This is a genomic window from Chitinophaga sp. (genome assembly GCF_017745275.1).
Taxonomy (GTDB): domain Bacteria; phylum Bacteroidota; class Bacteroidia; order Chitinophagales; family Chitinophagaceae; genus Chitinophaga.
Genome location: NZ_JAGHZS010000002.1, coordinates 651,132 through 663,484, shown reverse-complemented (window position 1 = coordinate 663,484; position 12,353 = coordinate 651,132). Strand labels below are relative to the sequence as shown.

Below are 12,353 nucleotides of genomic sequence, written 5' to 3'. Positions count from 1 at the left end.
ATCCATGGCGTATGTCATCTCCGGAAAATCAACTCCCCCGCTGTTAACATCCATTTTCTTTGTGTAATTTCACGGCCATGCAGGCACCATTATATGATCCATCGCTCGATGATTTTTTTGATATGATCAAAACCTTCATCACCCTTTCTCCTGAAAGCAAACTGGCGATGGCGGGCATCCTTGAAAAAAGGGAGCTACCAAAGGGACATCACCTGGTGCATGCGGGCGCAGTATGCCGGCATGTATATTTCATTGAAAAAGGATTGACACGCACCTATTATGTGAAAGACGGCAAAGATGTGACCGACTGGATCAGTACTGAAAAAACGGTGGCTACTTCTATTGTCAGTTTTATTACCGGTATGCCGGATATTCGCAGTATTGAATTGCTGGAACCTACGGTGCTATGGGCTATTGGTCATGACGACCTGCAAAAGTTATACAATGAAAGCCACGAAATTGAGCGCTTTGGCCGGCTGCTGGTCAGTTACGGGCTGGTGCAAATGCAGCAACGTTTTGATGACCTTCACTTTGCTACTGCCCGCGAGCGTTACCGGAAGCTGATCACACAACATCCTGACATTGTGCAACGCGTACCGCTGGGGATGGTGGCTTCTTACCTCGGCATTACACAGGAAACGCTCAGCCGCATCCGGGCAGATTTTACTATTTGATAAATGTCAAAGGAAAAAATGCGGGTGATATTCACCTTTGTAGTACAAAACTACAAGGTTATGAACACGCTTTTATGGATTATTCAAGGCTTACTAGCCGGTGTTTTTGGTTATTCCGGCATCATGAAATCCACCCAGAAAAGAGATAAACTGGTGCAGATAGGCCAAACGGGCGTAGCTAATTTATCTTATCCCGTGATCCGTTTCATTGGTATCCTGGAAATATTGGGAGCTATTAGTGTGGTGGTACCGCTGGCAACAGGCATTATGCCACAACTGACCGCGGTGTCGGCACTGGGCTTTACGGTGATTATGATCATGGCGGCGCCTATTCACTATAAACGCCATGAATATGCTGCTGTGGCGTTCAATATATTTTTGCTGCTGGCATCGCTGGGAGTAACCATCTTCAGGTTCGCCTGATGGGCGTTTAACGCTGATGCAATGCCCAGGCCATTCAATTGTTGACCTGGGCATTGCCGACCAGGAATATACTTTTCTATGCGACCCGGATAAACCTGTCAAGATAAAAACACCTCAACATTTCCGGCATTTTACCGTATTTTTAAAATAACAGATCCCTGTAGCTTAATCCTGTTGGTATGAAATATCTTCTTATCCTCCTGTTTGTATCCGCCACGTTCTTACCTGCTCATGGCCAGCAACTCTTACATGGGTGGAACAAAACGTATTTCTGTTATGTGGATATAAAAAGTAACAACGCCTTTGTATATACGATGGGGCGCTATTTAGATAAGGCAGGATCAGCGCCTTCCATTATCAGCATAGATACCCTGCAGCAACAGGCAGATGGTAGTTATACCGGTAGTAAATCCCGGATTACCAGGGAGGAAAATGAATGGTACCTGGTTAATACAACAAGGAAAAACAGGCAACTTAAGCTGGATAGTGTTATAATGCCGGAGGTGGCCCATACACAGCTGAATCATGCCTGGTACCTCGGGCGCTATTTTGCTATGAGCACGCAGTTGAATAAAACATTTCCACTACATCATCACTCATTCAGAGAGGGGTTTTCCTCCTGGGAAGCATTGCCGGCAGCCACCAAAGTAATGGATCATGAGCAGTTCCCCGCATGGGCCGATAGCCGTTTAAAAGCAATATCAGACAGCATTTCAGGTGTACAAGATAAATATACCCGTGTAACCGATTACCTGATTAAAAATATCCGGGAGATAGATTACGCCGCGTTAAAAGACAGCTTCGCACTGCTCCCCGCGGTGTATGCCGGTGAAAGTGAGTATTATAGCAAGGTGCTGAATACCATGCTGGTATCAAAACCTGTGTATTTTCTACAGTTGGCAGAAGATTTCCCCCAACATAAGGATTTAATTTTCTTTAGTGCTGTCAGTAATAAACAGGCGCGCAGCAGCATGGAAAATGTAACCGGGCATGATGATACCAAAAAAGCATTCCTGAAAGCGGTGAAGAATGATAAAAGGTTTACTTATACCTCCATTGGCCTGGCGACGCTGAGTGCAGGAGTATTAGCCGCATGCCTCGCGGCGCTTATAAAATAAAAGGCAACGCTTTCTATGAAAACGTTGCCTTTATATAATTTCTTTACAACAGCTTACCAGCTTAATGTTGCCAGTACATCTTCGTCGATGTCGTCATTAGGATCACTGGGATTAGGCTGAATGCTGGCGGTTAACCGGTATTGATCGCCTAATTGCAATGTAACGGTTTCTGTTCTGTAAGTGGCTTCACCTGGCCAGGTGGTAAAGCGCTGGTAACCGCCTCTTGTCAGGTTCTCCAGGGTTACATAAGGTTGTTTCACACTGTGCCAGAGTGGGATATTCAATCTCAGTGTTACAGCACCATAGGTATTAGATACAAATGTAACGCTACGGTAAGGATCATTCGGCTGATCATCTTTTTTGGCAGCCACAAAATAATAACCACTTACTACCTGGTTTTTTTCTGCTACAGCTGGATGGGACGTTTCCAGGGTTCCGGCATTCGATTGTGCTTTTACAGTAACAGCGGCGAATAAAGCCAGGCACAGGGAGAGATGTTTTGCGATTTTTTTCATGTGTTCGGGTTTTTATTTACGGGTGATAAGATAGCAATGGTCATCTCTATAAAACAATCTACAATCAATGTTTCCGGGGTACTAACGGGTAACTATACACGACATTGATCTTTTCTTACGCAAGTAAATATACTACTAAACTTAAAAGGGCACAACAGGAGTTGCGTGGCATAATGATTTGTTAACCTCTAGGGCAGTCGGGCCGCCATTTTCTCCGGCATATACTTTAATACCTGGTGAATCAGTTTCCATTTTATACCGGGTACAATGGTAAATGCATTACCGGCATTCACTATTTTACGGGCAATGAAAGCGGGTTCCATTAATAAAGATTCCGGAAGGTTTAGCCCGGCCGTCATCTTACTCCGGATATATCCTGCTACAATCACGTTCACGATTACTTTGCGGGCAAAGAGATACTGTCGTAGTCCCGCCAGGTATTGTGTGAAAGCGGCTTTTGTACTGCCATATACAAAGTTGCTTTTACGACCTCTTACACCGGAAAGGGAAGATAATCCAATGATCCGCTCCAGGTGATTATTATCAGGATCCGTGATAATGAGATTGATGATAGACACTGCTCCGGCATAATGCACCTGCATCATGCGATAGCTGCCTTCCCAGTTGACCAGTGCTTCATCATTGGTGACCTGGAACCCCGCGGCATATACCACGATGTGCGGTTTGGCGGGCAGACCGTTGTAAAATGACCGGTGTGTTTCAAAAGCAGTGGCATCAAAGTGGCAGATCGTGAGCTGGTTCAATGGCGCATTCCTTGTTTCCATGAATGCCGCTATCTCCACAGTGCTGCGGGATGCTGCTATCACTTCATAGCCTTTTTCGAGATATAATAGGATTGCTTCTTTTGCTACATCGGAGTTGGCACCGAGTACCAGCACAGTTTTGGACATATGGTGTGTTATGGGGGTAAAAATAAGGATTAGCGGGTATTATTTTTATGATTATCTTAGGAGAAACTGTTCAAAAATGATATTCCTGGTAATGCACTGTGGAATTACAGATATCAGAGTACTGATATTCCTGTTAATTTGCTGGCTACTTATCTTATTCGCTATATCAGTCATTGCGTTTGTAATGATCCGGGAATTTGTGCTAATTATCCTTAAATGGATGAAAACTTCAAAAACTACTTCCCTGGATTAATAGCAGCTCTCCTCTTATAATTCGTTGGCGATTCCCCTGCTACCTGCCAGAACAATCGTGCAAAACAGGCTACCTGTTGCCGCTTCAGGTAGTGTTACTGTACCGGTTCCCTGAATGCAGTGGAATTTCCGTGGTACCAGGTCTATACTTTCTGTAATTGGAATATTATCTTCGTAGGCATATATCTTACAAAGGACCCAGCATTGCTGTCTTTTAAAATTTTACTCATATGCATCTGACTCCCAGAGAAACAGAGAAACTGCTGCTCCACCTGGCCGGAGAACTGGCTGCCAAGCGCAAAGCAAGGGGCCTGAAACTCAATTATCCCGAATCTATCGCCTACATCAGCAGCATCCTGCTGGAAGCAGCACGCGACGGGCGTTCAGTGGCTGAACTCATGCAATACGGCGCTACCCTGCTGACCCGTGAAGATGTCATGGAAGGTATTCCTGAAATGATTCACGATGTACAAATCGAAGCCACTTTCCCGGATGGCACCAAGCTGGTCACTGTTCATAACCCAATCAGATAACCTCTAAACTCATCTCACATGATTCCCGGAGAATACTTTATCCCGGCAGGAGATATCACCTGTAACGAAGGTCGCGCCACTGTTACCATCAAAGTGGTGAATACAGCAGATCGCCCTGTGCAAGTCGGCTCTCATTTTCATTTCTTTGAAGTGAACCGCAAAATGGACTTTGACCGCGAAAAAGCATTCGGTATGCGCCTCAACATCGCTGCAGGTACCGCCGTTCGCTTCGAACCCGGCGAAGAAAAAGAGGTAACCCTGGTGACCATCGGTGGCAACCGCAAAGCTTTCGGCCATAATAACCTGGTGAATGGCGACACCACCACAGATGCCGCAAAAGCTGCCTCCATGGCTAAACTCGAACCGATGAACTTTAAAAACCAACCCTCATGAGCCTGCAAATAAATAAAACCAAATACGCAAATCTATATGGTCCTACTGTTGGGGATAAAGTGCGCCTCGGTGATACCAACCTGGTCATAGAAATAGAAAAAGATTTCAATATCTATGGAGAAGAAAATAAGTTCGGCGGCGGCAAAACCGTGCGGGATGGGATGGCCCAATCCAGCACCGCATTACGTAACGAAGGCGTGCTGGACTTTGTTATCACCAACGTAATATTGCTGGATCACTGGGGCATCCTGAAAGGTGACCTCGGTATCAAAGACGGCCGCATCGTTGGTTTTGGTAAAGCGGGGAATCCCGACACCATGGACGGTGTATCCCCCAATATGATCATTGGCGCCTCTACAGAAGTACATGGCGGTCAGGGGCTCATTGCCACCGCCGGCGGCATTGACTCACATATTCACTTTATCACCCCGCAACAGATTGAAACCGCGCTTTACAGCGGCGTTACAACCATGATTGGTGGCGGTACCGGCCCCGCAGATGGTACCAACGCCACCACGGTAACACCCGGTAAATGGTTTATTGCCCGTATGCTGCAAGCCGCCGAAGCATTCCCCATGAACCTCGGCTTCTTCGGTAAAGGTAACTGTGCTACCGAAGGTCCCATTGCGGAACAGGTAGAAGCAGGTGCACTGGGAGTGAAAATTCACGAAGACTGGGGCTCTACTCCCGCCGTTATAGACGCTTCCCTTAAAGTGGCGGATAAATACGATGTACAGGTAGCCATCCATACCGATACGCTCAATGAAGCTGGCTTCCTGGAAGATACTATGAACGCCATCAATGGCCGCGTTATCCATACGTTCCATACAGAAGGCGCTGGTGGTGGTCATGCACCGGATATCATCAAAGCAGCGATGTATCCCAATGTATTGCCTGCCTCCACCAACCCTACCCGCCCGTTTACCAAAAATACGATTGATGAACACCTCGACATGCTGATGGTGTGCCATCACCTGAGCAAAAGCATTCCGGAAGATGTGGCCTTCGCTGATTCCCGCATTCGCCCGGAAACCATTGCAGCAGAAGATATCCTGCACGACCTGGGCGTATTCAGCATCATGAGCTCCGACTCACAAGCCATGGGACGTGTAGGCGAGGTAGTTACCCGCACCTGGCAAACAGCCGATAAAATGAAAGTGCAACGCGGCTTCCTCCCGGAAGATACCTCTGGTAACAACGATAACTTCCGCGCAAAACGCTACGTCGCTAAATATACCATCAACCCGGCCATTGCACACGGTATTGCGGAACATGTAGGCTCCATTGAACCCGGCAAATTCGCAGATGTGGTATTGTGGAAACCAGCGCTGTTTGGTGCCAAACCGGAAATGATTATTAAGGGAGGAATGATCATCGCCGCTAAAATGGGTGATCCGAATGCGAGCATTCCAACACCGCAGCCAGTGATCTTCCGTAAAATGTTTGGCGCCTATGGCAAAGCATTGTCCCGCTCCTGCATCACCTTCGTTTCCCAGGCTTCCCTTGACAATGGTATTGTGAATGAATATGGCCTGGAGAAAGTAGTGTTGCCCGTGAAAGGCTGCCGCAACATTGGTAAGAAAGACCTGGTCCACAACGATAAAACGCCGGACATCACCGTGAATCCTGAAACCTACGAAGTGCGCGTAGATGGCCAGGTAATTACCTGCGAGCCCGTAGATGTAGTGCCTTTGGCGCAACGTTATTTCCTGTTCTAAGAAAAAAGTGTGTGTATGATCATAGAATCAGTGCTGGGCAATACGGCCGACATATCAATTGCTCACCTGGAAACAGACCTGCTGCAGCTGGAATGGTTTGAAACCACCAAACGTATCCAGCGTAAAAAAACAGCAACCGGCCGCGAGATCGCCATCCGGTTTTGGCGGGAAGGCCAGCGACTGCGCCAGGGTGATATCCTGGTAATGGATGAGCAACATGCTGTAGTGGTGGATATTATTCCCAGTGATGCGATTGTGGTGACGCCCCGTAACCTGCTGGAAATGGGAAGTGTATGCTACGAAATCGGGAACAAACATCTCCCCGTATTCATACAAAATGACCAGGTATTACTGCCTTTCGAAGAACCGATATTCCGCTGGCTGCTGGCCAGCGGGTACGCTACTGAAAAGCAGCATACCCGTTTGACCAACCTGCTGAATGCCAATGTGCAGCCGCATAGTCATGGTAGTAGCGGTAGTTCACTGTTCTCCAAAATTATGGGCTTAACATCGAAACCATGATGACGAACCACTTCTTCCTCGGCAGCCTGTTACACCTGAGTGACCCTACACTCCCCATTGGTGGCTATACGCATTCCAATGGCCTGGAAACTTATGTGCAACAAGGCATCGTACATAATACCACTACAGCGGAACATTTTGTACAGCAAATGCTGACGGCCAACCTGCATTTCAATGATGCCGCTTTTGTATGCCTCGCTTACCGGGCAGCGGCAGACAATAACCTGCCCGCCCTCCTGCTGCTGGATGCAGAGCTAAGCGCGTTGAAACTGCCCATGGAAATACGCAATGCCAGCCAGAAGCTGGGGCTGCGACTGATCAAAATTTTCCGCCGGCAGCAGGCTTTTGCGTTCGCATCTGCCTATGAAAATGCTATTACTACGAAACAAACTGACGGACACTATGCCATTGCCTTTGGCGTATATGCGTCCCTGTTAGAGATACCTTTGCAGGAAGCTTTGTACGCATTTTACTACAATGCTACCGCCGGCATGGTGACAAACGCCGTGAAGCTGGTGCCGCTCAGTCAACTGGACGGGCAGGATATCCTGTTCCGCATGCAGCCTGTGATTGCGGGGCTGATAGAAAAAACCATTCACCTCGACAGGGACCTGGTAGGTGTATGTAATACCGGCTTTGATATCCGGTGTATGCAGCATGAACGCCTGTACTCCCGGTTGTATATGTCTTAATCTTAAAAAAATGATCCACTCATGAGTGATAGAAAATATGTGAAAATTGGTGTAGCCGGTCCCGTAGGTTCCGGTAAAACAGCCCTGATTGAAAGGCTGTCGCGCCACCTGATGAATCGTTACAGCATTGGTGTGATCACCAACGATATTTACACCAAAGAAGATGCGGAATTCCTTACGAAGAACAGCCTGCTTCCTAAAGAGCGCATCATCGGTGTGGAAACCGGCGGATGCCCGCATACCGCCATCCGCGAGGATGCCAGCATGAACCTGGAAGCAGTGGATGAAATGGCGGCGCGTTTCCCGGATATAGAAATCATCCTGATTGAAAGCGGTGGTGATAACCTGAGTGCCACTTTCAGCCCTGATCTGGCGGATGTCACCATCTTCGTGATTGACGTGGCAGAGGGAGATAAAATCCCGCGCAAAGGTGGGCCCGGCATTACCCGCTCTGACCTGCTGGTGATCAATAAAATTGATCTCGCGCCATACGTACATGCTGATTTGGGGGTGATGGAAAGAGATGCCCGCAAAATGCGCAACGGTAAACCTTTTGTATTTACCAACCTGATGTCGCTACAAGGACTGGATACCGTGATTGGCTGGATTCAGAAATATGCACTGCTGGAGGAAACAGAAGAACCAGCTTTAGTGAGATAAACAGGCAGCATGAAGAACAGGCTAACTATCACGAGCGGATTTAAAAACCAGCGCTCCTACCTGAAAGATACTTTCTTTACGCCGCCTTTCCGGGTGGCCGACATCAGCGAACATCGCAGCGATCCTGCGTTGTACCTGATGGTGATGAGCTCTTCACCGGGGATGCTGGACGGAGACGAATACGACATTGATATTGTGGTAGAAGAAGGAAGTTGCCTCCAGCTTCAGTCGCAGTCGTACCAGCGACTGTTCAACATGCAACGCGGCGCTACCCAGCAACAACGCATACAACTGCATCCCGGAGCTGTTTTCAGCTATGTGCAACATCCCGTGGTACCTCATGAAAATGCCATCTTTAAAGGGAAGAACCATATTGAGGTAGCAGATAACTGCCTGCTGACATTTGGTGAAATCCTTACCTGTGGCAGGAAACATTCCGGTGAAATATTCCGTTACAGCTCTTTCCATAACATCACGGAGATCTTTCATAACGGCCGTCTCCTGGTAAAAGATAATCTCCTGTTACAGCCTGCCCTGGTGAATATGGCGGCCATAGGGCAAATGGAAGGATACACCCACCAGGCTACTTTACTGCATGTAAATACCCGCACGGGAATCAACGAGGAGCTGGTGAATATATTGTATGAGTTATTGGGAGATGAGAAAGCAGTATCCATTGGTATCAGCAATCCTTCACCGTGCGTGCTGGGTGTGCGTATCCTTGGCAATGGCGGAGAGCAGCTGTTTTCCTGCCTGCAACGCATCGCGGCTTATTTCCGGACAACTGAAAAAAAGATATTGACATCATGAATGTAGGGTTAACAACATTAGTATTTTCGGCAGTTACCATCAGCTGTTTACATACCGCTACCGGTCCGGATCACTATCTGCCGTTCATCGTTTTATCGCGCTCCCGTAAATGGAAGCTGTCTAAAACCATATTGTGGACAGTGCTCTGTGGCTTCGGGCATATCTTCAGCTCCGTATTAATCGGGCTGTTGGGCGTATTACTGGGCTGGCAACTGTCGAAGCTCACCTGGTTCCAGGATGTAAGAGGCAACCTCTCCGGATGGTGCCTGCTGGGATTCGGGGTAATCTATTTACTCTGGGGCCTGCGCCAGGCCTGGCTCAACAAGCCACATAAACATTTCGATGTGTATGGCGATGGAGATATTTATGTATACGAACATAAACACGGAGAAATCGTGTATCCGCAAAACCGGGTGAAAGTAACGCCCTGGATATTGTTTGCCATCTTCGTGATGGGGCCGAGTGAGCCGTTGGTGCCCTTGCTTTTCTATTCCGGCACCCATCGCTCCGGGCTGGAAGTAGTGGTATTAATCACGGTATTCGCCATCACCACTGTTATCACGATGCTGGCGATGGTACTGATAGGCTGCTATGGTTATGCTATCATCAAAACAGATAAACTGGAACGTTATGTTCATGCTATAGGAGGAGCCGTGGTAACGCTTTGTGGTGTAGGTATGGTATTCCTTGGCTGGTAAAATATAACCGGTGCGCAACACCTGCCTGATGTCAACAGGCGGCAATCCAGCTGAACGGGGCCTTCCCGCCCCGTTTGAATTTCCTTCTCTTTTTTACTCCCGCACTATTCTTATTCTTTCCCCCTTCTCTGTTGATACGGTAAACCTGGCTCCGGTTAGCTGTTCCGCAGGCTTACCTGCTCTGATCACCCGTATCTTCCCTTTCTTCCAGGGATTATCGAAGGTCAGAGATCGCCCTTTTTCACTCATAAATTCTACGTCAGAAATATTACCTGACTTTATTTTAGCAGAAACCAAAAATGCGCCGTTGGCTCTTAGCTTGCTAAAAGATGCATCTATCCCCGTTGGCAGAACAGGAAATAAACGGATCACGTTTCCCACGCTCATACATAGCATTTCATCAATAGCATTAGCAACCACGCATGCGTTTTCTATACCATGTACATTATTATTAATAAACCCGTTGGGACGGGTATTGGCGATGAAAGCATGTAGTTTGTTATAGATAGTGTCAGCATTATAGCCCACCCGGATCGCCGCCATGAAAAAGCTACTGCTGGTATTATAATCTTTCCACCGGCTCATTTCTTCTATGGTATTTCGTGACACAGACAACAAGGCTGTATCGCTATCCAGTGTTATAGCATTAGCCGGATAGATATGTTGAGCGCCCAATCCATTACCGGGATACCAGTCTAATCCCTTCTCCGTATAGCGGAAAACAACACGCCCATTCCTTGTTTGGGTGGGAAACGGGCTGATATGGCTCAATATATTCTTCCATTTTCCTGCGTCCGTTTCCTGGATGTGCATATCATTGCTCAAATCAATCATTAAATTGAAAACATATCGTACCAGGCCTAAAGAGAGGATCGGATTGATGTCGTTGCCAGATCCTTCATGAATGGCGTCATTATAAATCACATAACGTCCTTCTTCCGATCTCAGGTAATCTTCCCAGAATTCCGCCACTGCTTTGGCATACGGGTATATCTTTTTGGCATATGCAGTATCATAGGTACTATACCAATATTGTCCCATATTTAATAACGCGTAAGCCGCATTAGACCGTTGCTGCCAGAACATCCCCCCTTTTTCAATACCTGTTGGATGAAGATGGGAATAAAAAGTATCTACCTGCCTGGTTACCTCTGTGCCCATAGGTCCGATTCCCACAGGATACAATATCCCCCTGGTATGTGTTACCTGCTCCGCATACCATTTTCCTCTCGGCATAAATGCCAGTATAGGAGCGTCATAAGGTAATGCCTGCTCCAGCCGGTTGGCAGTATATAGCGCATAAAATGGCGCTTCGAAATTATAATTCAGATGGTAGTCGTTATTCCACGCAGGGGTATCATCAGAGATCCATCCAAAAATTCCCGGGGGGAAATTTACATTCCTGCTGCAGGCACCCATGGTATATAAGCCCTGATAGTAGCTTTTCATCATTAGGCTATCATTCAGCCATACACTGGATTTCTGCCAGTACTGTTTCCACCAGGCATTATGCAGCTCTAAAAACCGGGGAACATTGTGGGCGTTGATGCCTGATAGGCTGTTGCAGACATACTCCAATGTATTTTTCTGGCTGAAGTTACTTTCCACCGCTATTGCCAGGAGTAATGGCCGTCCTTTTTCAACAAGCATTTCGGCCGGTGTATCGTAGTTGATGGTCTTCACCGCGATAGCCGCAGCAGCCGGTATATCAACCTCCTCTTCGAAAAAACGCGTTTGCCAGGTTACATTTTTCAATTGTCCGGCGGAAAGTTTTGCCATTTTATTTTCCGGTGCCCCCAGGCTAACGGATACTTTCGCATTTCGTTCCAGGGCATTCACTTTTATGAAAATCAGGTTTTGAGTAGCGCAAACCCAGGAAGTAACGGATATATTATCGCCAATTTTAACAACGGTTTGACCATTCCAGATCTCCTGGCTGGCTGAAAAAGGCGTACTTTCTTTCTCCTCAGCACTATGAAAGTTAATATCAAGGTGGGCCACCAGCCTGCTGCCTGCTGTATTAAACTCCTGCTCACCATGACCATACCTGGATACCCATCTTCCAAAATCAGTTTTTGAAATATAGTATCTCAACTTACCGGTTTGATAACCCAATGTAGCCAGCAGGTCGCCATTACCCATCAATGGTGCATCGGTGGAAGTACGCGATGGAATTTCCCGGGGTGGTTTTGTCCAGGTATTTTTATAGGGAGGAATAAAGATGGATTGAGAAAACAACTGTATAGGTAACAGGCTGCAAACGCATGCTATCCCCAGATTTTTTAGCCTTACAATTCGGTTCATCGTTTCGGTTTTAATTAACAATAAATGAGCCGCTGGTAATGCGCACTGGTATTATTGTTCACTGTAAAAGTTTACATGGATGCACGTCAGATTACGGGCCTAATGGCGGGTAGTAAAACATAACGTGGTT

13 protein-coding genes and 1 pseudogene are annotated in these 12,353 nt (G+C 47.1%); 11 read left to right on the top strand and 3 right to left on the bottom strand.

The annotated features are described in order from the left end of the window. The first annotated feature begins 77 nt into the window (after positions 1-77). From J7623_RS08435 to J7623_RS08425, 3 genes are all read left to right on the top strand, one after another. Complete coding sequence (locus J7623_RS08435; protein ID WP_291919377.1) at positions 78-674, top strand: Crp/Fnr family transcriptional regulator; 597 nt, start codon at positions 78-80, stop codon at positions 672-674. A gap of 60 nt (positions 675-734) precedes the next feature. Continuing rightward, positions 735-1,097: a DoxX family protein gene (locus J7623_RS08430; RefSeq protein ID WP_291919376.1), complete on the top strand. Its 363-nt coding sequence runs from the start codon at positions 735-737 to the stop codon at positions 1,095-1,097. A gap of 179 nt (positions 1,098-1,276) precedes the next feature. Continuing rightward, positions 1,277-2,215, top strand: coding sequence for a hypothetical protein (locus tag J7623_RS08425; protein WP_291919375.1), 939 nt, complete (start codon positions 1,277-1,279; stop codon positions 2,213-2,215). Positions 2,216-2,268: 53 nt separating this feature from the next. Here J7623_RS08425 and J7623_RS08420 read toward each other — a convergent pair whose 3' ends face one another. Then, positions 2,269-2,730, bottom strand: a complete 462-nt coding sequence (locus J7623_RS08420; RefSeq protein WP_291919374.1) for a hypothetical protein — start codon at positions 2,728-2,730, stop codon at positions 2,269-2,271. Positions 2,731-2,918: 188 nt separating this feature from the next. Further along, a complete protein-coding gene (locus J7623_RS08415) occupies positions 2,919-3,641 on the bottom strand; it encodes an SDR family NAD(P)-dependent oxidoreductase (RefSeq protein ID WP_291919373.1) in 723 nt (240 codons plus the stop codon). A 482-nt stretch (positions 3,642-4,123) separates the two neighbouring features. Here J7623_RS08415 and ureA point away from each other — a divergent pair, with 482 nt between their 5' ends. The 8 genes and pseudogenes from ureA to J7623_RS08375 all read left to right on the top strand — a co-directional run bounded on the left by ureA (position 4,124) and on the right by J7623_RS08375 (position 9,919). Next, complete coding sequence (ureA, locus tag J7623_RS08410; protein ID WP_291919372.1) at positions 4,124-4,426, top strand: urease subunit gamma; 303 nt, start codon at positions 4,124-4,126, stop codon at positions 4,424-4,426. 18 nt (positions 4,427-4,444) lie between these two features. After that, positions 4,445-4,744, top strand: a pseudogene (gene ureB, locus J7623_RS08405) (urease subunit beta); the annotation flags it as partial. Positions 4,745-4,815: 71 nt separating this feature from the next. After that, entirely contained in the window at positions 4,816-6,537 is a 1,722-nt protein-coding gene (gene ureC / locus J7623_RS08400; RefSeq protein WP_291919370.1) for an urease subunit alpha, read from the top strand. A gap of 15 nt (positions 6,538-6,552) precedes the next feature. After that, positions 6,553-7,059: an urease accessory protein UreE gene (ureE, locus tag J7623_RS08395; RefSeq protein ID WP_291919369.1), complete on the top strand. Its 507-nt coding sequence runs from the start codon at positions 6,553-6,555 to the stop codon at positions 7,057-7,059. Next, positions 7,056-7,751: an urease accessory protein UreF gene (locus J7623_RS08390; protein ID WP_291919368.1), complete on the top strand. Its 696-nt coding sequence runs from the start codon at positions 7,056-7,058 to the stop codon at positions 7,749-7,751. The genes ureE and J7623_RS08390 overlap by 4 nt, the downstream gene beginning before the upstream one ends. 21 nt (positions 7,752-7,772) lie before the next feature. Further along, positions 7,773-8,411 carry an urease accessory protein UreG gene (gene ureG, locus J7623_RS08385; protein ID WP_291919367.1) on the top strand — a complete coding sequence of 213 codons (639 nt, stop codon included), beginning with the start codon at positions 7,773-7,775 and terminating at the stop codon, positions 8,409-8,411. 9 nt (positions 8,412-8,420) lie between these two features. After that, entirely contained in the window at positions 8,421-9,221 is an 801-nt protein-coding gene (locus J7623_RS08380) for an urease accessory protein UreD (RefSeq protein ID WP_291919366.1), read from the top strand. Beyond that, on the top strand, positions 9,218-9,919 hold the full coding sequence (locus J7623_RS08375) for a hypothetical protein (RefSeq protein ID WP_291919365.1): 702 nt from the start codon (positions 9,218-9,220) through the stop codon (positions 9,917-9,919). The genes J7623_RS08380 and J7623_RS08375 overlap by 4 nt, the downstream gene beginning before the upstream one ends. Before the next feature lie 93 nt (positions 9,920-10,012). Here J7623_RS08375 and J7623_RS08370 read toward each other — a convergent pair whose 3' ends face one another. After that, positions 10,013-12,223, bottom strand: coding sequence for a hypothetical protein (locus tag J7623_RS08370; RefSeq protein WP_291919364.1), 2,211 nt, complete (start codon positions 12,221-12,223; stop codon positions 10,013-10,015). Between the last annotated feature and the right edge of the window lie 130 nt (positions 12,224-12,353).

Excerpts from the sequence above, each read along its gene's own strand:
- ureC (WP_291919370.1), top strand. The coding sequence starts at position 4,816 with ATGAGCCTGCAAATAAATAAAACCAAATACGCAAATCTATATGGTCCT.
- J7623_RS08370 (WP_291919364.1), bottom strand. The coding sequence starts at position 12,223 with ATGAACCGAATTGTAAGGCTAAAAAATCTGGGGATAGCATGCGTTTGC.
- ureA (WP_291919372.1), top strand. The coding sequence starts at position 4,124 with ATGCATCTGACTCCCAGAGAAACAGAGAAACTGCTGCTCCACCTGGCC.
- J7623_RS08435 (WP_291919377.1), top strand. The coding sequence starts at position 78 with ATGCAGGCACCATTATATGATCCATCGCTCGATGATTTTTTTGATATG.
- J7623_RS08430 (WP_291919376.1), top strand. The coding sequence starts at position 735 with ATGAACACGCTTTTATGGATTATTCAAGGCTTACTAGCCGGTGTTTTT.
- J7623_RS08425 (WP_291919375.1), top strand. The coding sequence starts at position 1,277 with ATGAAATATCTTCTTATCCTCCTGTTTGTATCCGCCACGTTCTTACCT.
- ureG (WP_291919367.1), top strand. The coding sequence starts at position 7,773 with ATGAGTGATAGAAAATATGTGAAAATTGGTGTAGCCGGTCCCGTAGGT.
- J7623_RS08390 (WP_291919368.1), top strand. The coding sequence starts at position 7,056 with ATGATGACGAACCACTTCTTCCTCGGCAGCCTGTTACACCTGAGTGAC.
- J7623_RS08375 (WP_291919365.1), top strand. The coding sequence starts at position 9,218 with ATGAATGTAGGGTTAACAACATTAGTATTTTCGGCAGTTACCATCAGC.
- ureE (WP_291919369.1), top strand. The coding sequence starts at position 6,553 with ATGATCATAGAATCAGTGCTGGGCAATACGGCCGACATATCAATTGCT.
- J7623_RS08420 (WP_291919374.1), bottom strand. The coding sequence starts at position 2,730 with ATGAAAAAAATCGCAAAACATCTCTCCCTGTGCCTGGCTTTATTCGCC.
- J7623_RS08415 (WP_291919373.1), bottom strand. The coding sequence starts at position 3,641 with ATGTCCAAAACTGTGCTGGTACTCGGTGCCAACTCCGATGTAGCAAAA.
- J7623_RS08380 (WP_291919366.1), top strand. The coding sequence starts at position 8,421 with ATGAAGAACAGGCTAACTATCACGAGCGGATTTAAAAACCAGCGCTCC.